At 35.2% G+C, this 20,348-nt stretch carries 20 protein-coding genes and 2 pseudogenes; 17 read left to right on the plus strand and 5 right to left on the minus strand.

What is annotated here, in order from left to right; translation table 11 throughout:
* Window positions 1-215: 215 nt before the first annotated feature.
* The 3 genes from OTG27_RS11035 (at window position 216) to OTG27_RS11045 (ending at window position 4,025) form a co-directional block, all read left to right on the plus strand.
* Window positions 216-425, plus strand: a complete 210-nt coding sequence (locus OTG27_RS11035) for a hypothetical protein (protein ID WP_063576313.1) — start codon at window positions 216-218, stop codon at window positions 423-425.
* Between the two features lie 374 nt (window positions 426-799).
* Complete coding sequence (locus tag OTG27_RS11040) at window positions 800-1,765, plus strand: peptidoglycan-binding protein (RefSeq protein WP_483878187.1); 966 nt, start codon at window positions 800-802, stop codon at window positions 1,763-1,765.
* Between the two features lie 655 nt (window positions 1,766-2,420).
* Window positions 2,421-4,025 (plus strand): phosphodiester glycosidase family protein, encoded by a 1,605-nt coding sequence (locus OTG27_RS11045; RefSeq protein ID WP_268936915.1) that lies wholly within the window; start codon window positions 2,421-2,423, stop codon window positions 4,023-4,025.
* A gap of 282 nt (window positions 4,026-4,307) precedes the next feature.
* Here the strand turns inward: OTG27_RS11045 and OTG27_RS11050 are convergent, their stop codons facing one another.
* Window positions 4,308-4,892 (minus strand): TetR/AcrR family transcriptional regulator, encoded by a 585-nt coding sequence (locus OTG27_RS11050; RefSeq protein WP_268936916.1) that lies wholly within the window; start codon window positions 4,890-4,892, stop codon window positions 4,308-4,310.
* 7 nt (window positions 4,893-4,899) lie between these two features.
* Complete coding sequence (locus OTG27_RS11055; RefSeq protein WP_187049363.1) at window positions 4,900-5,652, minus strand: alpha/beta fold hydrolase; 753 nt, start codon at window positions 5,650-5,652, stop codon at window positions 4,900-4,902.
* A gap of 264 nt (window positions 5,653-5,916) precedes the next feature.
* Between OTG27_RS11055 and OTG27_RS11060 the strand changes: the two genes are divergently transcribed.
* The 7 genes and pseudogenes from OTG27_RS11060 to OTG27_RS11090 all read left to right on the plus strand — a co-directional run bounded on the left by OTG27_RS11060 (window position 5,917) and on the right by OTG27_RS11090 (window position 11,108).
* A complete protein-coding gene (locus tag OTG27_RS11060; protein WP_268936917.1) occupies window positions 5,917-6,201 on the plus strand; it encodes a recombinase family protein in 285 nt (94 codons plus the stop codon).
* 428 nt (window positions 6,202-6,629) lie between these two features.
* Complete coding sequence (vanR, locus tag OTG27_RS11065) at window positions 6,630-7,325, plus strand: vancomycin resistance response regulator transcription factor, VanR-F/VanR-M family (protein WP_268565780.1); 696 nt, start codon at window positions 6,630-6,632, stop codon at window positions 7,323-7,325.
* Window positions 7,318-8,415, plus strand: a complete 1,098-nt coding sequence (vanS, locus tag OTG27_RS11070; protein WP_268936918.1) for a vancomycin resistance histidine kinase VanS — start codon at window positions 7,318-7,320, stop codon at window positions 8,413-8,415. Before vanR ends, vanS begins: the two co-directional genes overlap by 8 nt.
* A 117-nt stretch (window positions 8,416-8,532) precedes the next feature.
* Window positions 8,533-9,396, plus strand: coding sequence for a VanY-A/VanY-F/VanY-M family D-Ala-D-Ala carboxypeptidase (vanY, locus tag OTG27_RS11075; RefSeq protein ID WP_268936919.1), 864 nt, complete (start codon window positions 8,533-8,535; stop codon window positions 9,394-9,396).
* Between the two features lie 62 nt (window positions 9,397-9,458).
* Window positions 9,459-9,664, plus strand: a pseudogene (locus OTG27_RS11080) (hypothetical protein); the annotation flags it as partial.
* Between the two features lie 259 nt (window positions 9,665-9,923).
* Window positions 9,924-10,058 (plus strand): hypothetical protein, encoded by a 135-nt coding sequence (locus OTG27_RS11085; protein WP_268936920.1) that lies wholly within the window; start codon window positions 9,924-9,926, stop codon window positions 10,056-10,058.
* Window positions 10,059-10,229: 171 nt separating this feature from the next.
* Window positions 10,230-11,108, plus strand: a complete 879-nt coding sequence (locus OTG27_RS11090) for a YitT family protein (RefSeq protein ID WP_034315255.1) — start codon at window positions 10,230-10,232, stop codon at window positions 11,106-11,108.
* A gap of 438 nt (window positions 11,109-11,546) precedes the next feature.
* On the opposite strand, the gene OTG27_RS11095 is transcribed toward OTG27_RS11090, so the two are convergent.
* A complete protein-coding gene (locus OTG27_RS11095; RefSeq protein ID WP_063576299.1) occupies window positions 11,547-11,816 on the minus strand; it encodes a hypothetical protein in 270 nt (89 codons plus the stop codon).
* A gap of 230 nt (window positions 11,817-12,046) precedes the next feature.
* Between OTG27_RS11095 and OTG27_RS26700 the strand changes: the two are divergent.
* Window positions 12,047-12,190: pseudogene (locus tag OTG27_RS26700) on the plus strand (YkvA family protein); the annotation flags it as partial.
* A gap of 534 nt (window positions 12,191-12,724) precedes the next feature.
* Here the strand turns inward: OTG27_RS26700 and OTG27_RS11105 are convergent.
* Window positions 12,725-13,264 carry an ECF transporter S component gene (locus OTG27_RS11105; protein ID WP_063576298.1) on the minus strand — a complete coding sequence of 180 codons (540 nt, stop codon included), beginning with the start codon at window positions 13,262-13,264 and terminating at the stop codon, window positions 12,725-12,727.
* Window positions 13,265-13,473: 209 nt separating this feature from the next.
* Here OTG27_RS11105 and OTG27_RS11110 point away from each other — a divergent pair, with 209 nt between their 5' ends.
* The 3 genes from OTG27_RS11110 to OTG27_RS11120 all read left to right on the plus strand — a co-directional run bounded on the left by OTG27_RS11110 (window position 13,474) and on the right by OTG27_RS11120 (window position 16,384).
* The gene (locus OTG27_RS11110) at window positions 13,474-14,322 is read left to right on the plus strand and encodes a pyridoxamine kinase (RefSeq protein WP_268936921.1); all 849 of its coding nucleotides are present in this window, start codon (window positions 13,474-13,476) and stop codon (window positions 14,320-14,322) included.
* 1,077 nt (window positions 14,323-15,399) lie between these two features.
* Window positions 15,400-15,957, plus strand: a complete 558-nt coding sequence (locus OTG27_RS11115) for a DUF6037 family protein (protein ID WP_268936922.1) — start codon at window positions 15,400-15,402, stop codon at window positions 15,955-15,957.
* A 154-nt stretch (window positions 15,958-16,111) separates the two neighbouring features.
* Complete coding sequence (locus OTG27_RS11120; RefSeq protein WP_268936923.1) at window positions 16,112-16,384, plus strand: hypothetical protein; 273 nt, start codon at window positions 16,112-16,114, stop codon at window positions 16,382-16,384.
* Between the two features lie 135 nt (window positions 16,385-16,519).
* Here the strand turns inward: OTG27_RS11120 and OTG27_RS11125 are convergent, their stop codons facing one another.
* Complete coding sequence (locus tag OTG27_RS11125; RefSeq protein ID WP_268936924.1) at window positions 16,520-17,776, minus strand: hypothetical protein; 1,257 nt, start codon at window positions 17,774-17,776, stop codon at window positions 16,520-16,522.
* Window positions 17,777-18,523: 747 nt separating this feature from the next.
* Between OTG27_RS11125 and OTG27_RS11130 the strand changes: the two genes are divergently transcribed.
* The 3 genes from OTG27_RS11130 to OTG27_RS11140 all read left to right on the plus strand — a co-directional run bounded on the left by OTG27_RS11130 (window position 18,524) and on the right by OTG27_RS11140 (window position 20,270).
* A complete protein-coding gene (locus OTG27_RS11130) occupies window positions 18,524-18,961 on the plus strand; it encodes an HNH endonuclease (RefSeq protein WP_268936925.1) in 438 nt (145 codons plus the stop codon).
* 107 nt (window positions 18,962-19,068) lie between these two features.
* Window positions 19,069-19,461, plus strand: coding sequence for a P27 family phage terminase small subunit (locus OTG27_RS11135; RefSeq protein ID WP_268936926.1), 393 nt, complete (start codon window positions 19,069-19,071; stop codon window positions 19,459-19,461).
* 95 nt (window positions 19,462-19,556) lie between these two features.
* Window positions 19,557-20,270: a terminase large subunit domain-containing protein gene (locus OTG27_RS11140; RefSeq protein ID WP_308789440.1), complete on the plus strand. Its 714-nt coding sequence runs from the start codon at window positions 19,557-19,559 to the stop codon at window positions 20,268-20,270.
* Window positions 20,271-20,348 lie beyond the last annotated feature (78 nt).

A 20,348-nucleotide genomic window follows, 5' to 3' on the forward strand; every position in this document is an offset into this window, starting at 1 on the left:
AAAGGGTTTTTGTATGGGTAACTTAAACATCTCCCTTTTTCTGACCCAAATCCTTGAATATTCTTTTACCCCATCTGATCCCTAATTGGAGCTATTAATAACTAGCTTCAGTTTTTTTTCGCAAAATAATTATTGAAATAATAAATCGTTATCGGACGCCTTCTTTGTTTTTCCTGTATAATAATACTATATTTTACATTTGGGAGGGATTATTCATGGACCATGCAAGCAGTTTAATAGGGCTTTTTGCAATCATACCGATTTTGTTTTATTTGGGACTTATTGTTTTAAGTGTTTATTTCATTATTAAGATCATAAAATTCATCAATGCAAAGACAAGATTAGATCAAGAAAGAAATGAAAAGCTGGATGAATTGATAAAAGTCATTGGAAAAGATAAGGAAGATCAGAATAAGCCACTTTAATATAAAGGCCCTTTTCGTAAAGATTGTTGTTTTTAAAACGAAACCATTTTAGGTTGATTGGAGCGGAAGTGCGAGACTCCTGCGGGAGCAGCGGGACAGGTGAGACCCCAAAGGCGTTTACGCCGAGGACGCTCACCGCCCGCCCCGCAAAGCGAGCACCTGGAGGGGAAATCAACCACACTGCACTACTTCGAAAATAGCAACAAAGTATGCGAAAACAGCCAATATAAAAAAGCACAATTCCATTAGGGGTTGTGCTTTTTTTATTTAAGAACGATGAAAGCTTACTAGATCCACATAAAAAGGGCGATTTTTTTGTAACGTCAAGGTAGGGGTACAAGCATCTCCTAATTAGTACCATAACATATTAGGAGGTGATTGAATTGACAGTTAAATTAGAAACTTTATTGGAACGTTCAGAAAAGAATATGGGCAGCGGAATTCATCCAGTCGTAAAAGAATCAGCTTTGGAAATGGTTAAACGGGCATACCAAGAAGGCATTTTCGTGCAAATCAGCGCAGGTTATCGGTCTATGGAAGAGCAAGCAAAATTATATGGTCAAGGTCGCCTAGGTTATATATACGAAGGTAAAAACTATAGTGATTTATCGAAGCCGAGAGTGACCAACGCGATGCCAGGTCAATCTTACCATAACTATGGACTAGCCATTGATTATGTCATAGTCAGCGATGATGGAAAGAATGGCATATGGACAGTTGATGAAAAATGGAGACGTGTAGCGGCTATTGGTAAATCCTTGGGCTTTGCATGGGGCGGGGATTGGTCAAGCTTTAAAGATTATCCGCACTTGGATATGACGGGCGGACTGACTTATTCTCAGTTAAATGCGGGAACAAAGCCTAGACTGATATCAAAAGTGAATGGAACCACTCCACCACCTACACAAGTCGAATCCGAAGTAAAAGAAACACCTGCAAAGGACAGCGGCAACCAAACTATAAAGTCCATTCAGAGGACATTAAATAGCAGATATAGAACAAAAATAGATGTTGATGGATATTATGGTCCCAATACTAAAAAAGCGCTGATCAAAGGTTTTCAAACCGAATTGAATAAACAATATGGTGCAAAGATCAATGTTGATGGAATATGGGGACCCCAAACAAAAGCTGCTTCACCTAATGTTAGGGAAGGGGCCGAAGGGAATATCACCTATATCCTTCAAGCTGCACTTTATTTGGAAGGACATAATCCACATGGCATGGATGGTATCTTTGGAAGCGGAACGGAAATAGCTGTGAAGGCATTTCAAAGGGCCAATGGATTATCTGCAGACGGCATCGCCGGTGAAAATACCTTTGCAAAAATATTTGGATGATATTTGAAATGTAATAGAATTATTATGCTTAAAATTAGCTTAGCAAAAAAGCCCTATGAGGGCTTTTTTTTATGAATGAAAAAATAGCATTCAATTTAAAAGTAAATATCCCAATCGTTTAGGAATCGAAGAATAAGAAACGTAAGAATACATATGGGGACAAGAAATGTAACCGCATTTACGAAATGAAAGTACTTTAATGCGGAATGCTTTTTGACTTTAATCACTAAATAGAAGAATGATGAAATTGCGAGCAGTGGGCATAACAAGCCAAGATCAGTTAAACTGCTTGAAATTGGGTGGCTCATAACACTAAGTCCAATAAGGAATGAAGCAAGGCAAATAACATTGATAACCGACAAGATGGTTGGTATTAACAACAAGTTCTTTTTTACTGTTTCCATAAATTCACCTCCTAGGAGATAACACATATCTTATAATATTCACGATTATCCAGCAAAACTTTTGATTAACTTTATACAAAGACAGAATACTCAAATTTATCCATTCACAGATCTGAATTGTAATATTTATCGAGTATTTATGCTCATTTTTGTTCACTTAAAATTGACTGAAATATAATAGTTTTTTTAATTTTCCATCACATTTAGACAATAAAGTTAAAGGAAGACATAACTTTATTGGAGGAAAAAAAATGAAAAAAATATGGAAAAAGCCAATTTTGCCTATCGCCTCTATTAGTCTAGCATCTGTGATGTTTGTAAATGCCATTCCCGAAACTCCAGTTCAAGCAAAATTGAATGTTCAATCACAAGTGCAAACGAAAAATCATTTACTTCCGCTTGGAACCCCAAATTTGCAGGAGAAAAGAACTTCCATGAATCTAGCACCAGGAGTGAAGTATACCAAAATCAATCGTGGTGAAACATCTTCTAAAGACTTTTACACAGTGGATGTGGCATTTGTAGAAACACAAAAGCAGGCAAAGATATTGTTGGGAAGTTTAAAGAAAGACGGTTTCAAAAATGTTCATATCATAAAAGAATCGGATCGGGCCGTGGATGACCGGAAAAAAGGACCGCTTGGGTACATTGTTCGCATCGGTCAATATCAGCTGGAAGCGGATGCAGCCGAAATGAAAAACAAGTTATCTGAAAAGGGATATTCGGGACTTCGGACTGTGTATACGGGTGAAGACGGAGAGAAAACAACAGGACCATGGGTAGTAAACGTCCTTGAAGTGGATCAGGATCGATTTCATGGGCATGCTGTGCCTGAATTAGCAAATGATGCAGTGACAGGAAAAGAAACATTGACCCAAATCGCTGATAGAAATGATGCCATTGCAGGAGTTAATGCAGGATACTTTGTTATGGGAGAGAAGGATGGAACACCAGGCGATCTTGCCGGTATATTCGCAAGCGAAGGTCAACTTGTCAGTGAAGCTATAAATGGCCGTTCAGCTCTGATTTTATCTTCTGTTGAAGAGAAGGCAAACATTGCATCTGTGTCCACGTCAATTCAGGCTACTTCATCTGATGGGGCGGTTAGGGATGTGGATGGATTGAATCGGAAGCCGGGATTAATCCGCAATTGTGGCGGTGTCGGAGGAGATACGACAACAGAACGGGCAAAACATGATTTTACTTGTAAAGATGAAAGTGAACTTATCCAATATACGTCCGTATTTGGAAAAAAGACAGAATCGGGCGACGGTATGGAAGTGGTAGTAAATCATGCCGGGGTAGTGGCGGAAATCCGTAACAAGCGTGGGGGAGACATTCCAAGCAGTGGTTCCGTTCTTGCGGGAACGGGGGAGGCGGCAGAGTGGCTTCGTGACCATGCCCGACAAGGAATGAAGATTCAAGTGAAAAGTAAAATCATCGGGGATGGAAAGCAATTAAAATTAGACCAAACTACAAGTATGATTAATGGAGGTCCTCGATTATTGGAAAACGGAGAAATTTCCATTAATGCCGTAGAGGAAGGCTTTCACTGGGAAGAAGATCCAGGCTTTTATTATCGTTTTGGGGAACGTCGTAATCCAAGAACGCTCGCAGGAATCAAAGAGAATGGCAATCTATTATTGGTCACCATTGATGGACGCGCACCCGGATGGAGCGTGGGAGCTAATTTTGAAGAAAGTGCGAAAGTCATGAAGTCATTAGGGGCAGTCGATGCCATCAATCTTGACGGCGGCGGATCGACGACCATGACAGTTGGGGATGACCGAGTCACAAGACCATCTGATGCAGCAGGTGAACGCCAGATTGCCGACGGTATTCTGTTAGTAGAATAGATAGGCAGAGTTATCGTCTTCATTTATCGTTTTGGTTCAAGCTGGTCGTCACGAAAAAAATCTCTTCAGTTAGGTTTCTGAAGAGATTTTTTTCTGTGATATTTTGAAATAATTTAATATAGGGAATTTGAAATACTTTCAGCAGTTTTTAACAATAAAGAGATATGTTGTGCCATCGATTCCTCATGCCAGCGAAAGAAAGGCCCGGAAATGGAGATAGCTCCAATGACTTTTCCTTTAGCATCCGATTGTGGAAGTTTCTTTTTAAAACTTCATTCAAGATTAGTTACAAAACTCGTTTATAATCTGGTTCTTTATTTCTTCTATCGTAAATCCCTGTTGATAGGTGGATATCATCAACATAATTCCTTGTAGCACAGATGAAAAATATAACGATCGTTTCCTTGGTTCCGTTTCACCCATACTTTCAAATATTTTACATTGAAACTCAAATTGCCTAGCATTTTCTTCAATTATGAGATGACTGTATTTTATCAACTCTTCATCTGATTCTGGCTGAGTTTGAAGGTGTAGATAGAACCGATGGACTTCTGGTTTTTGGTGGATATTATCAATGGCACCATTGATTATATGTTCAAGCTGTTCACGAGGTGTATTTAAGGTGAAAGCTTCTTCCATGACTTCCGCCACCTCCTTGATTCTGTCCTCGACCATTTCAGAAAGCAGTTCTTCTTTCCCTTTATAATAGTTATAGAGTAACCCTTTCGAAATGCCCGCCTGCTTGGCTATATCGCTTATGGAAGTAGCGTAATAGCCTTGCTTTATAAATAACTCCATGGCTGCAGCAAGGATTTTTTCTTTGGATGCTTGGCGAATACGGTCATTCTCTTCGGATGTACGTGGCATTTTATCTTTAATCCTCCATAAAAGCAGTGAATTCTTGATATAAAACTTCAGAATGGGTGAGGGGCAGCATATGATCGGCATCCTCTATTTCGATGAAACGGATGTTTGGAACCTTTCGGAAACAATCGGCAACCCGGAAATTATCTGCCAAGTCCTTTTTGCCGATAAAAAATAAAGTTTCGGTGTTCAATTCTTCTAATCGTTCCATTGCCGGCGGCCGTGGCCATATCATGCAGAAATCAGCGGGCCACTTAAGCATGCGTCCGAAATGATGCCTGAGCATTTTGACAGTGAGATCTTTGTGCGGACTATCGATAACAACTTGGTATGTTGGTGAATGAAGGGCAAGCTCTAACATTTTATCTATATTGGGGGCACTTTCCAATATCTTGTTATGATATTGTTCAAACTCTTTTGAATAGGGAAAACCAGTTAAAGAAGGAGCTATTAATACAAGTTTCGATACCCTTTCTGGGTAATTAAGGGCGAAATCAGTGGCAATCTGTCCGCCCATGGAATGACCTATAATCGTTGCCTGATTAAGTTCCAGGTAATCCATTAGTGCCAATACATCCTCAACATAGTTTGCATGTTTTATGGGGGATGGGGATTTTCCGGCACCACGGCCATCAAAAACGATCACTTTGTAATTTTTAGTTAAAAGAGATGCTAAAAATGTCCATTGCCTCAAATCAACCCCGCCACCGTGAATAAGAACAACAGGAAGCCCCTTGCCATTAACCTCGAAATGTAAATCCAATGCAACCCCTCCTTTTTCATCACTGAATTTTCAGATTTATTTTATTATTGAATGAACGTTTAGTCAATAGAAAATGCAATTAAATTTTGAACAACTGTCTAAGTGTATATTAACTTTTATATAACGCGGATTTCACAATTAATGGTTAATCTAAATGTTTATGTAAAGTGTCTTAAAGTTAGTATATGATTTAACATATTAGTCTTTTAGACAGAGGTGCTTTAAAAGACTTTAATTGGGTAGTTTCAACAGTTGGACAAATACTTGAAAATCAAATTGAATCACTTCAGGGATATGGCTAAGGAAAATCAATCTGATGCAAAATCAAATCGAATAGCTCTTCATGGAGCATTAGAGTATTTGCGAGAAGGAGATAAGCTAATTATAACTAAAATAGATAGACTTGCTCGCTCAGTCAAAGAACTACATAACGTTGCTAGCCAATTAGAGGATAACGGCATCGGCCTTGTTTTTTTCTTAAAAGAGCCAATAGAATTTCTCAACTCCATCAGGGAAATTAATGTTCAAAATGCTAGGGGAAATTGTTGAGTTTGAAAGGGATTAATGAACGAAAGAACAGCAGAAGGACAAGGGAAACATATGGAAAGAACAGGTCAACCAAGGAAAAACTTAGAACGTGCATTGGATATTAAAGCTGTAACATTTTCACCTTAATGCGTGATGTTACGTTTTTTAACAAATTTGTTAATGATGGATCACCCTGTTTTGGGACCTTTCGTGAAAATGATACTCCCTCTTTTATTTAAGAATTCGTAGCCTTTTTTTTCTGAACAGGTAGCCGGATACTAAACTTGAGGTATTGCGTTACGAACTACAAAGACTTATATTCAATAATCGGGCAGCTTGTGGGATAAACAAGTGATAATTGAACTCGGCAAAAACAGCCGATTTTTTTACGATACAACTTCGCAACACTTATTGACGATTAATGATAACTTTTTCTAGGGGTGGAATACATGGAAAATATAAAAATTTTAATAGCTGATGATGATGTTGAGATTGCTGATTTGGTTGCTATACATTTAGAGAAAGAAGGGTATCGTGTCATTAAGGTATCGGATGGGCAAGAAACCATTGATGTTATCCAGAGCCAACCAATTGATTTACTGATTTTGGATATTATGATGCCGAAAATGGATGGATATGAAGTTACCCGTCGCATTCGCGAAAAACATAATATGCCGATTATTTTTTTGAGCGCTAAAACGTCTGATTTTGATAAAGTGCAGGGACTCGTGATTGGAGCAGACGATTATATGACGAAACCATTTATACCCATTGAATTGGTAGCTCGGGTAAATGCACAGCTGCGGCGCTTTATGAAATTGAATCAACCTAAATACAAACAGGATACAAACTTGGAATTTGGAGGATTAACGATTTCTTCTGAACAACGTACAGTTACTCTATATGGTAAGAATATTGAGTTAACACCGAAAGAGTTTAAAATTTTATATTTATTAGCCAGTAATCCAAATAAAGTCTATAATGCAGAAGATATTTTTCAGAAGGTATGGGGGGATGCATACTATGAAGGTGGGAATACCGTAATGGTTCATATTCGTACTTTGCGGAAAAAACTTGAAGAGGATAAACGAAAAAACAAATTGATAAAAACTGTATGGGGGGTAGGTTATAAATTCAATGGGTAATATTCTGCGAGGCTTTCGCTCAAAAATGATCATATTGTTAGGTTTAAGCATGTTGTTGTCTAGCGTCATAACATATTTCCTCTTTAAAGTACTCCAATTGTATTATTATACAAATGTTAATTATGGAGATACACTAGCTTATTTTCGCAAAATCATACAAAATATTGGAGACCTTAACGTCTTTTTGCTTGTATTTATCACGCTTTCGATATTATTCTTCTTTTTACTTACAAAACCCTATTCTGCCTATTTCAATGAGATTTCGAAAGGAATTCATTATCTCGCTCAGGGCGACTTTAAGCATCGAGTTCAAATATTGTCAAATGATGAATTTAGTGATATTGCACAAGGCATTAATCTGGCAAGTGAAAAATTGGAACAAGCCATAGAAAGGGGTGACTTTTCGGAGAGTAGTAAAGAGCAGTTAGTAGTTAATTTGGCTCATGATTTGCGCACACCTCTTACCTCTGTTTTAGGTTATTTAGATTTAATCCTTAAGGATGATAATTTGACAGAAAATCAGATCAGGCATTATTTAACGATTGCCTTTACCAAATCTCAACGCTTGGAAAGGTTAATTGATGAATTATTCGAAATAACTAGGATGAATTATGGGATGTTAGCAGTTGAAAAGAAACAAATCGATTTAAGTGAGCTACTTGTTCAATTGAAAGAAGAATTGTATCCTGTCTTTGAGAAAAATGATTTGATAGCAAGAATGAATATCACTTCCCCTCTATCTATTATGGGTGATGGAGAGTTATTGGCACGTGTGTTTGAAAATCTTCTGGTTAATGCAAATCGCTATGGGTATGAGGGGCAGTATGTTGATATCAACGGTTTTATTGATTCAGAGGAAGTGGTTATTCAAGTTATCAATTATGGGGATGCCATTCCTCCAGATGAACTGCCTCATATTTTTGATATGCTATATACTGGTGACAAAGCACGAACTCATCAAGAAAATAGTACAGGTCTCGGTTTATTCATTGCGAAGAATATTGTAGAGCAACACAATGGGACAATATCCGCCGCAAGTGATTTAATACGCACTATATTTGAAGTCCGATTACCAATAGCGGATTCCTAAGAAGTTTAATAATAAGATCCAAGTGAAAATTTAAGAAAAATTTAATGTTTACCCCACTTTTTATTTTAAAAGTTTTTCCTATCCTATAAACAAGTTACATCAAGGAGGAGACTAAAAATGAAAAAGTGGGGATTTTTATTGGTTTTTGCATCAATTCTAGTATTTATTTTTAAGATATTACCGATATCCCAAGATAAAGTAGAGGATCAAATATATGAACAAAATGATAATACAGCTCCTGAAAATTCTCAAAAGATTGAGATTACAGAAGAGCAGATCCATCAAGGGAATCTGCTTTTGGTTAACAGTGAATATGCTGTTGAACAAGCTGGCATACAATCGGATATCATAAATTTATTTACACACAAAGGATTAACTACCGGATACCAGTTACCTAATAATGAAATAAAATTATCAGAAGTAATAGCTGAAAAATTTTCGGAGATGATAGCTGCGGCTGAAGAGGATGGGGTTAGTAATTTCTTAATTAGCAGTGGTTATCGAGACTTTGATGAGCAAAACAGACTGTACAAGGAGATGGGGGCTGACTATGCTTTGCCAGCCGGGCATAGCGAACACAATTTAGGATTAGCACTCGATGTAGGGTCTACTCAAATGAAGATGAAAGAAGCACCTGAAGGAGAGTGGATAGAAGAAAATGCTTGGAAAAACGGCTTTATCTTACGCTATCCCGCGAATAAAACGGATATTACAGGAATTCAATATGAACCATGGCATATTCGCTATGTCGGCTTGCCTCACAGTGCGATTATGCAGGAAATGAATTTAGCTTTGGAAGAATATTTGGATTATTTAAAAGAAGAAAAGAGCATATCTATTAGTGTTGAAGGGAAAAAATATACAATTTCATATTATCCCATTTCTCAAAACGGAACAATTGAAGTTGAAGTACCAGCGAATGAACAGTATGAAATATCTGGTAATAATATGGATGGGGTGATTGTGACCACATTGAATTAGGTTCGAAAATGATAAAGTCTTAGTTTTAAATGTAAAGTAGGAGACGTATTCTATCTGCTTAACTGACGGTTTTGTATACTTATTTTTGTACTATTATTTATTGTGCTTCAAATTGTATTTTTATTAAAGGCGCAAAAATATTTAAGCATTTGCTATGGGTGTATGTTTTTCTTTTTCTACCTTTCACTAGAAATCAATACTTCCATTTTCTTCTGAAGGTATTACTACATATATGTTGAACCTTTTTCTATTTATACCGTTAGGTTTTTGAAAACCTTAGGGGCGATTATTGGATGTTAGCAGCTGGGAATTTTGGCTCACTCTTATTCCGTATTAATATAAATGGCGGAAACATTCTAAACCCTGTCAATGCAGTAATATACATATCTCCAACTAGATACACATTCAGATTTCCATTATTAATGTTATTTTAGAGACAGGTTCAGCTCTGTATAGTATCCAAACTGCAAAATCAGGTACAGGAGCTATTTCAGGATGTTACGCTTCAGCATATGTGAGTCCTATCAATGCTTCGTCAGTATTCATCTGATTGGTTAGTGGATTTATCAGGTAACTTTGCTACTGTACCTAACGATTGTGCAGATGGTTCTACTTTTAGAGGGAATGAAATATCAGAATTAGAAAAGCTGGTGCTTGGGTAACGATGTGAAAACCAATAACAACAATCAAACGCTAACAAGAATAGCGGCGGTTTTATTTTGGCTAAATTAGGAAGATGTAATCAAGTTGGAACTTCTATATGCAAAGTTATTTTTCCTGATTTAATATTAGAGTATAATAGTAATAAATGAATAATAAAAGGTGTGATTTTTCTGACGGAAGCACTAAAAAAGCAGCATAGAAAGTTACCTCGTTTGATAATTATCCAACGAATCATTCTTATTACAATTGGTGCTTTGCTAATGGCCACTGGATTGGAAATCTTTTTAATTCCCAATCATGTAATTGATGGAGGCATTACAGGCATTTCCATTATGCTTTCTCACATTACCGGAATAAAACTGGGAATCTTTCTATTCCTTTTGAACCTACCATTTGTATTTCTGGGATATAAACAGTTTGGAAAAACTTTTGCTATATCTACTGTATATGGGATTATAATGCTTTCCATTTTTGCGACATATTTTCATCCTATCCCGCCCTTCACTGAAGATATCCTTCTTGCTACAATTTTTGGCGGTATTTTTTTAGGTATAGGTGTGGGAATAGTAATTCGTAACGGTGGTGCTCTTGATGGTACAGAAATACTTTCGATTGTAATAAGTAAAAAAGTGCCTTTTTCTGTTGGCGAAATTGTTATGTTCATCAATCTATTTATACTTGGTTCTGCTGGATTCGTTTACACATGGGATAGGGCTATGTATTCAATCTTAGCTTATGTAATAGCTGCTAAAGCCATTGACATTGTTATTACTGGAATGGAAGAAACAAAGTCAGTGTGGATAATTAGCGATGAAGCAAAAGAGATGGGTGATGCAATCAATAGCCGCTTAGGACGAGGTGTGACATACTTACATGGTGAGGGTGCTTTTACTGGAGAAGACAAGAAGGTTATTTTCTGTGTAATTACCAGACTTGAAGAATCCAAGTTAACTACAATTGTTGAAGAGATCGACCCTTCATCTTTCTTAGCAATGGCAAATATCGCGGAAGTACGGGGTGGACGGTTCAAGAAGAGAGATATTCATTAATATTAACCACACAGGAAGCGCTCATAACTTGAGTGCTTTTTTGCATACTTTTTTAACAGGATCGGAATAATTTGCAGTAAAAAACATTGGAGAGTAAAATGCATTTTGTATTTACTGAGCTTTTTTTATTAGCAGGGTTAAATGGGGCAATTGGAGGAGGTGGAGGGGTTATTATCCGACCATCTTATTCTTTATTGTCGGTGATCTTCTATATAGTCGTTTACTCAATAACCATCAACTGTGGGCTTATCAAGAAATATTTTAAGTGTTTTGGAAACATTAAGTCTGAAATTTTATTATTAACAAAATCCAAACCGTCTTAAAAGGGTGGCTTTTTATTATGTAATGAGAGGGATGGAAACATAAGAAAAACTAGACATCCACTTTAACCAAGTGATGACTTATTCTTTTTTAGAATGTAATACATAGAAAAGGCACTTAACCTAATTGGTCGAGTGCTTTTTGTGTCTTTTTTAATACTTCTTTATTTTTATTAATGAAAACTTTATTTCTTAATATCATTTCTTTATTATTAAGCTCATCATTTAGTTCGGTAGTGTCGTTCAGTTTCTCCAGAAGTGAGACTATTGATGGCATTGCTAATAATTCATGGAAAGCTATGTTTGTTTTAATAGATAAGATTTTTAGCTCAGTAAGTTGACGAGGAGATAAAAAAGACTCAAATGGTTGCCTTTCATTTATTTCCATAATTGTATCCTCCATATGATGTGAATTATTAAATTGTAATTTAATTATAAAATAGATAAGTTCAATAAATGTATTAATCATGTAAAGATTTGATGAATTGTAGAAGGTTGGATAAAATTAGGGTAATATCCTGTTAATATGGTAAAAAATTGATGATGAATAGGGGGGGATTATAATAAGATACAACTAAATTCTCAGATGGTTTTTCTGAAGACCCATTTTGGAAGAAGATTAAAAAATTCGGCAAAAAAGCAGGGGTTAAAGTTGTTTATGTAGCTTTACTATTGTTTTACAGACTTCAAAAGCCAACTACTCCTGTTTGGGGAAAGACAGTAATTGTTGGAGCGCTGGGGTATTTCATACTTCCGATCGATTGATTTAATTCCTGACCATTTAAATTGGGTTCTTTTTTTACTGCTCCATCACGATGATTTTTACCTGTATTACCTGCCATAGTACACACCTCACTTCCTACTAATTTATAACATTAGTAGGAAATTATATGTAGGATAAAATATTCTTCGACTGTCGAAGTTAACAATACCAAACAGGAAGTTATTAGGATTTGTTCGGATGATTAAAGAGAAATTAAAACGCAAAAGAATTATTAGAGAAGGAAAATACTTAAACAAGACGATTAGCGTTCAAAAATGCTTTAAAACTTGTATTTGGGGCTGTTGTTGGGATGACTGTTGCTACTTTTATAGTTCAAGACTTGTATAAATTAGGAGCTAATTCCGCTTGCCACAAATGGGGTAAAAAGATACCAAAAGTAATAAAGCAATAGGATACCTAGTTTACCCTGCATGCAGAGTACCGATAAAAAGGGAAGCAAACAAAACATAGCCCCCAAATACACCATCCATGTAGTATTTGGGGGCTACTTGACGTTTACCTTTATAGCGAATTTACTTAAAATAAGGAACCTTTTTCAAAGCCACACAAACTGGAACGGCAACGATAATTCCTAATATATTTTGAACGAGATCTCCAGGTATCGAAGCTAAAGGTGCAATCCAATTACCGTATAGAATCCCTTCACCAATATAATAAACAGCTATCATAAATGGAATTGAAACGATTGTTGCTATTACATTGAAAGCAATGCTAGTACCGTTGCGACCCTTTGACCAAGCGATTTTACCAACTATATATCCTTGCAAACCACGCGCCACAATGGTGATAGGTGCCCACAATGTCCACCCTCCAACTATATCAAATAACCCCATTCCTATCGCACCAGCAAGAGCTGCTTTTTTAGGACCAAATAAAATAGATGCAATAAAAAGCATAGCTGTTCCTAGATGAACTAACCCTCCATTTGCGGCAATTGGCAGTTTAATATTCAAAAAGAATGTAGATACGAACACAAGTGCAATCAACATTGCGGTAATAATTAAATCCATAGTTTTTTGACTTGACCTTGAATAACTTTGTGTATTTTGCATATCTGTAAACCTTCCTAACTAGAATTTTCCTATGATTTTAGCAAAAGACTGGTGTCTTTAAAAGTGTCAATTTATTAAAAAACTATGAGGTCAGTTGATAAAAAATACAGATATTATACATATTGAAAAGAGAGAGGAGATGACTGTTTTTAGCTGATTTATGATAAGATAAATAAAGTTTAAAGTGGATAGGCCATATGGAGGTTATTATGAAAAAAGTTGCTGTACTACAGGATTTATCATCTTTTGGAAAATGTTCATTAACAGCTGCAATTCCGGTTCTTTCGGTCATGGGCGTGCAGGCATGCCCTTTACCAACGGCCATATTGACTGCGCAAACCGGATATCCAAGTTTTTTTTGTGAAGATTTTACATCCAAAATGAAAAACTTCATAGAAGAATGGAGCAAGCTTAATGTAACCTTTGATGGAATCTATACCGGCTTCGTTACTGGTGAAGAGCAAATTAATAATATTTTCCATTTTTTAGATAAATTTTATACAAAAGAAACCATTTTACTTGTTGATCCAGTAATGGGGGATATAGGAGAAGTCTATAAACTTTTTACCGATGAATTACTGGTACTTATGAGAGAACTGGTTAAGCGTGCAGATGTCATTACACCAAATGTTACAGAGTGCTGTTTATTAACCGGATTGTCTTATGAAAAGCTGCATAGCTATTCTAACGAAGAGGACTATATTAAAGCGATAGAAGAAGCAGGGAATATGTTGCAGCAAGAAACGGGAGCTCAGGTTATCATCACTGGAATGAATCCACCGTCAGCAGATACAGAGAAGCAGTATATCGGAAATATGTATTTGGACGGAAGTAGAACCTTTTATAGTGCGACGCAGTATAACGGTGAAAGCTATTCAGGTACTGGTGATTTATTTGCATCTGTGATTATGGGAAGCATGATGCGTGGAGAGAACCTAGAAAAATCCGTACAGCTCGCAGTGGCATTCCTGACAGAGGCTATCAATGATTCCTCCTTGGAGCAAATTCCTAAAGTAGAAGGAGTTAACTTCGAAAAATATTTACGAATGTTATTATGAATGCTTTAAAAAATGTAAAAAATAGAGTAACAAAAGCTCGGCTTTTTGACTAACCGAGCTTTTTGTATAAATCAAATAGTACTTATATTTTGCCGAGTATTGTAAAAAATCATTTAAATAATAAGGAAACTTTCTATTTACCTCACAACAGCCAGTATTTATGTTCGTTAAAGTTTGAAAATATTTAACTTCCATAGACCTTTACAAAGATGAAGAAAAATCACTTGAAGAAAAAACAATATTATCTACAATCGAGGAATTAGAAGCTCTATTTCCTGATAAGGATAGATCAGAAATTATAAAGAAAATGCGTCAATTAGATTGCTTAGAATTAAAAACCGCAAAAATTCCATGGAGTGCAAAAAAACAAATAAAGAAGATAGACCGCCTTGTAAAATTACTTATGCTAATGAGCCTAATATGGAATTAATGGCTAAAGCATTCACTCACCTATATTATGAACTATTAAAAAAGGGTAACTTAACGATAAACCTTGGCTTGAAGAGGAATGAAAAAAGCTAAGGAATATACCTCAGCTCAGTTAAGGGGAATTAATAAAGAAAGAAAAGCTAGTGATAATAATATTTTTTACAATAAATTTCCTGTTTATACAAAAGACCACCAGTAATTGCTATTGGTGGTTTTCTTCAGTTTGAACTAATTCAATTTCAAATAAACCTTCTATAGCCGAAAGGCAAAAGGGGATAAATAATATGACAACTCAAACAATTGAGGTTAAAAAGGTATTCGTAACTGACAACCAAGAGCAATGGATTGTATTTTGGATCAATGAAAATTAAAGAAGTTAATTAATTTTTTTTACAGACAATAGAACAAATATTACATAGAAAACCACGATAGAATACATAATCAATGTGTCAGTTCATCAAAAAGGATGAGCTAGGAGTAATTGTTAGAAATGCCGTACTAGTAGTAAGTAAAAGAGGTATTGCTGTAATCTGAAATTATAAACAAGATGAATTAAGAAATTATGACATATTTTGAAACCTATTTGAAACGCTTGCGTATTAGATAATATATACAATAGAGGAGGTTTTTGTCATAAAATTAAGCGGGTTGAAAAATCTTCATCAAAGCATGAAAGAGCAGAAGATAAAAAGAACTAAATTTGATTTTAAATTTAATAAAGCTGAGTTTAAGTGTCTATTTTTCATTGACGAAAATCCATATTGGCTAGTACTAGCGATAAAAGGAACTAACTTTTTCATTAAGCTAAATGTTGAAGTGGGATATGTAATAAATCCTATACTTGAACCAAAGGATTATTTTAAATTAAAAGAATTGTTAGGACTTAAATCAAGTAAAGAAAAGTTTAGTATAAAAGGCTTCTTTGAAACTTTCAATGGTAAAATCCCTAATACAGTTCGTAGCAGCGTGATATTGCCGTATGAAACAGCCCCATTCTTTGAATATCCAGAAAAAACAGATGGAATGTATTTTGTCGGGTGGATAAATCATGATGGGATTAAATCGAATGCCCAGTCATCAAATTTAGAGAAAACAAAAACATTAATTGGCAAAGAAGCATATCAGATATGCAAGAAGAAAAATATATCCAGCAGATGGTCTGATAAAGAAAAATACAAATTTAACGTTCCGCAATTCCCTAATTAATCGCAGAAATGGAGGATGTTTAAAAGAATGTTTTAATTTCAAACAATTTTATCTGATGGAGAAAAGCGAATTAATTGAATACATAAGCAGGACTTTTGTCACTCCTATCGAATATGGTTAAAGTAAGTAAATATTTGGATGAGGAGTGGTAGACATGAAGCTAGATAATTTGATTGAAGAAGGAGAATCCTTAAGAGATAGTTCGGAATTTGATAGTTGGGGAGTTAGTAAAATTCTTAAGGGTGAAGGCCTAGAAATTTGGAGTTCGAAATGCGTAATTTACATGGATGAATATTCAGATAGCCTTTTTCTGATTGAAAAAGTAAAAGAAAATGCAAAAGATTTAACTAAAGATGGCTATGAGAAATGTTTAGCTATCCTCGGAGTTTTAAAAGCTATTAAAGAGTCAGTGAATATAAAAAATTGATTAACTAAGCATCCGAGTAATTCGGGTGTTTTTTTATATTATTGGTTTAATAACGTCATGAATTGAAAAAGCACTTAACCTAATTGGTCGAGTGCTTTTTTGAGTTGAGGAAAATACAAACACTTTGTTGAAATATTAATTTAAAAAGGGTTTTATGAAATCAATGACCTCATCATATTTTTCTTGAGTAGGTCTAATTCCTTCAGTTCCATCATAGGTAGTTCTTTGTAAAATTCGTATATTTGCCGTATCATAAGAGAACTCTAAGTTTACAATAGCTGCTCCACTTTCTAATTGAGGAATTATTTTCAAGAATTCCACTGACTGAGTGCTTTGAAGAACGGAAAGGTTCAACCAGTATAGATTACTTGTTGAAATACATTTATTTCCTGTATCCTTGATGGTTATTTCGGCATATTTTTTTTCATCATTTTGAGAGTTCCTGAATCTAATGCCAACTACATCACCAAATTCATTCTTATCCAAAGTTGTTGCGATAATAGATAGTACACCTGTATTTATATACTCTCTTGGGAGAATCTTGTGATCGGTAGAAGGGTTGAATTTATTACAAACTTTTGTAGTGAAATCTTCAATTTCTTTTTCAAATTCCTCTAGCCGTTTATATGCTAAATTTCTCTTTTCACTTAGTAGATTTTCTTCTAATAAAAATAGGGAAGATTTAAAGTTGGTGATTTCCCTATATTGTACTGCAGGTTTAAATGAACTCAAAAAGTTTAAAGTACTCTTAATTCTTCCTGACATAGTACTGACTTTTTCTGAATCTCCAACAAGATTATCAACATCTCTTAACCTAATATGTAATAATTTTCTTCTGAAATCTATTTCTAAAATGGTTGGAAATGCTATTTCTTTGGAATCTTCGTTTTTAAAGTAGGTATTTCTCGTTTCACTGTCTAATAATAAGATTCTTAATGAATCCAAACCTTTAGCGTCTTCTGCAATTCGATAACCACAAATTATAAAATCTTTGTTGGTTTCAGAGTTAATATTATTTAGAATTTTATGTTGTGCTGGAATATTCCAAGAACTAAGTAATTCTTCAATTGATCTCTTGTCAATTAAATTATCTGTATTGAAATTTAAATGAAATAAATAAGAGTTAAATAATGAATCCTCCAATATTAAAAATAATAATTCATCTAAATCATATTCATCTAATAAATCATTTTCAATACCAAAAAGGAGAGTTTTAGCAATAACTTCTGCAGTGTCATCTTTTTTATTATCTATACGAATAGATGCATATATTTCATTAAAGTTTGGAAACTTTTTAATATAACCATTAAGTTTACTTTGGACAGCAGACTTTTTTAAATAGGGATGAAATAGTAAAATTTTTTTTACCATTTCTTGGCTTGGATTTTTCATCTACATTTACTCCATTCTGAAAGGATTAACGACATGACTTTTAAAATTTTTTGCAGAGCAAACTATTTAGGCGAATATCCATTTCTTAACTTTTACGACGAAAATGATGTAATATCAATGGGGAGTGTAATAGCAATCAATGAAATAAAATACAGTGTAAATAACCTGATGGTTAGAAGGAATGGAGAGATTATTTTGGAAGTTAGCTAATTTTACCTTCTAACCTAGGTAATATATACTGCCATAAACATTAATTCGACATTAATTAACAACTTCCTCCTATTTTCTGTAAAAAAGATAATTAATAAATAAAAATAAATAAACCAGTAGTCATAACGCATTGATCATTGATTAAAATACTGAGGGTTAGTGCGTTTGTATTTATAAAGGGAGATGATAAGTAATGATGACAGATAAGCAACAGTACATGAATGATGAGGATACATAAGCATTTGTGAGTAAAGGATAACTATATGTATGATGATCCATTCGTTAAGGAAGTATGTAATGAGAAGCGAACAATAAGCAACACAATGATAGGTTTAGTAAGTTTGCCAATGCTGTATTGAAGCGGGGGGATTGGTACTTCTATAGTCAGGGGTATATAGACAGTCACAGTGTTGATGAGCTAAAGGAAAAAGCTATCTATAATAGATGAGTAACATTAGGGTATAACATTGAGGGTGCATTAATTACAGTGCATCCTTTTATTTGTGTGAATACAGTTAAGGTGAGGACATGATTTGTATGGAATTACTCAAGGCATGTAGTAGATGTGGTGAGGTAATAGCGCAAGGTAATGGAGCTATGTGTGATGAGTGCAGGGATAAGAGTAAGACAAGGCATCGGAACTATGACAAGAGGACAAGGAACAAGGAGTCAGCTAACGTGTACAACACTAAGGCATGGCGTGATGTAAGACATAGAGTAAAGGTAAGAGACTTGTACATGTGTCGACTGTGCTATGGCAACATAAGGAATAAGTCAATGCATACAGTTCATCATATCATTCCAGTTGAAGAAGATGTTAAAAAGGAATTTATTTACAATCCAAAGAATCTTATTTCACTTTGTCAGAAGTGTCATTTGCAAACACACGTTGAGTATGAAAAGAGCAAGATGGAAAAGGAAAACCTACAGGAATATCTGATGGAATTAGTTGAACAAGGGGTAGGGGAGGGGTAAAAAACTTTTTAGAAAACGGAAAAACACCCCCGAGCCCCCCTTTCGCACTAAAAACTCCCCACGGCGATATTTTTTGACCAATTAACAGAGCAGGAGGTGTGTAGAGTATGGCTGGTCATAAGCAACCTATTGATTTGCTTCTTCATAAGGGGAATAAGAACTTTACTAAGGAAGAAATCGAACAAAGGAAAGCACAGGAAATTAAGAAAAACACTGACAAAATCAAGCCACCTACTCACCTTTCAGCAAAGTTAAAAAGGGAATTCTATGAGTTAACAGATGAACTATTGCGAGTAGAGATCATGTCAAATTTAGATGTGGATGCAGTAGCGAGGTACTTGATTGCACAAGAAGAATGGTTAAAATGTTACAAATTATTAAAGAAAATGAAGCCTGTAATTTTAGAAGATGGTCAATATGTCACCAATGAACACTACGTTAAATTTTCTAAAAATATAGAACTTTGGTACAAGCAAGCACGTACATCAGCACAAGATTAAGGTATGACCATTTCCTCACGTTGCAAAATTATTGTTCCTAAAGCTCCAGAAGCTAAAAAGGAAAATAAGTTTAACAAGTTTGGCGGTGGTAAGAAGTGAAACAAAGGGCAATACAGTATGCAGAAGACGTATTAAGCGGTAAAGAAGTAGCAGGAAGACTCGTAAAATTATCGTGTCAGAGGTTCATGGATGACTTAGATAGGTCAAAGTTAAAGGTATATAGTGAGGATTTTCCCTATGTTTTCAATGAGGAGAGGGCAGATGAGCTACTGGACTTTGCTGAAACCTTAGTAATTGCAGAAGGTTCAGAGAAGTTCCCATTAGAATTAGCACCGTATCAGGCTTTTATATTCTCAAACTTGAACGGATGGGAACACAGGGATACAGGATTCAGAAGGTTTCGTTCAAGCTATGTTCAAGTTGGAAGACAAAATGGAAAAAGTTTGATGAATGGTGTACTAGGTACATACTATGGAAACTTTGCAGGATATATTTATTGTTCTGCGACTAAGAAAAAACAAGCCATGATTGTTGTAGATGAGATGATCAAGTTCATTAAGGCAGACCCTGAACTAGAAGAACTGTTTAAAATCAAGGAATACATAGGACAAATTGATTGTTTGAATACTGATTCTAAGATTATGGCATTAAGTAGAGATACAAAAATCGACGGATTTCGACCTTTTTTAGGAATCGTAGATGAATATCACCTTCACCAGACGAATGAGATGTACAAAATTTTAGAGGGTGGAACAGGTAATTTAAAGGAAACTCTTATCAGCATTATCACAACAGCAGGATTTGATTAAAATTCGCCTTGTTATAGCATGTATAAATACTGTATTAGCATTCTTGAAGGTGTTGCAACTAATGAATCAAGGTTTATT

Origin of the sequence: Peribacillus sp. AS_2 (genome assembly GCF_026891895.1) — a bacterium.
GTDB classification, from domain to species: Bacteria; Bacillota; Bacilli; order Bacillales; family DSM-1321; genus Peribacillus; species Peribacillus frigoritolerans.

Coding starts and splice junctions, on each gene's coding strand:
- OTG27_RS11035 (WP_063576313.1), top strand. CDS start 216: ATGGACCATGCAAGCAGTTTAATAGGGCTTTTTGCAATCATACCGATT.
- OTG27_RS11045 (WP_268936915.1), top strand. CDS start 2,421: ATGAAAAAAATATGGAAAAAGCCAATTTTGCCTATCGCCTCTATTAGT.
- OTG27_RS11050 (WP_268936916.1), bottom strand. CDS start 4,892: ATGCCACGTACATCCGAAGAGAATGACCGTATTCGCCAAGCATCCAAA.
- vanR (WP_268565780.1), top strand. CDS start 6,630: ATGGAAAATATAAAAATTTTAATAGCTGATGATGATGTTGAGATTGCT.
- vanS (WP_268936918.1), top strand. CDS start 7,318: ATGGGTAATATTCTGCGAGGCTTTCGCTCAAAAATGATCATATTGTTA.
- vanY (WP_268936919.1), top strand. CDS start 8,533: ATGAAAAAGTGGGGATTTTTATTGGTTTTTGCATCAATTCTAGTATTT.
- OTG27_RS11085 (WP_268936920.1), top strand. CDS start 9,924: ATGCTTCGTCAGTATTCATCTGATTGGTTAGTGGATTTATCAGGTAAC.
- OTG27_RS11095 (WP_063576299.1), bottom strand. CDS start 11,816: ATGGAAATAAATGAAAGGCAACCATTTGAGTCTTTTTTATCTCCTCGT.
- OTG27_RS11105 (WP_063576298.1), bottom strand. CDS start 13,264: ATGCAAAATACACAAAGTTATTCAAGGTCAAGTCAAAAAACTATGGAT.
- OTG27_RS11110 (WP_268936921.1), top strand. CDS start 13,474: ATGAAAAAAGTTGCTGTACTACAGGATTTATCATCTTTTGGAAAATGT.
- OTG27_RS11120 (WP_268936923.1), top strand. CDS start 16,112: ATGAAGCTAGATAATTTGATTGAAGAAGGAGAATCCTTAAGAGATAGT.
- OTG27_RS11125 (WP_268936924.1), bottom strand. CDS start 17,776: ATGAAAAATCCAAGCCAAGAAATGGTAAAAAAAATTTTACTATTTCAT.
- OTG27_RS11130 (WP_268936925.1), top strand. CDS start 18,524: ATGGAATTACTCAAGGCATGTAGTAGATGTGGTGAGGTAATAGCGCAA.
- OTG27_RS11135 (WP_268936926.1), top strand. CDS start 19,069: ATGGCTGGTCATAAGCAACCTATTGATTTGCTTCTTCATAAGGGGAAT.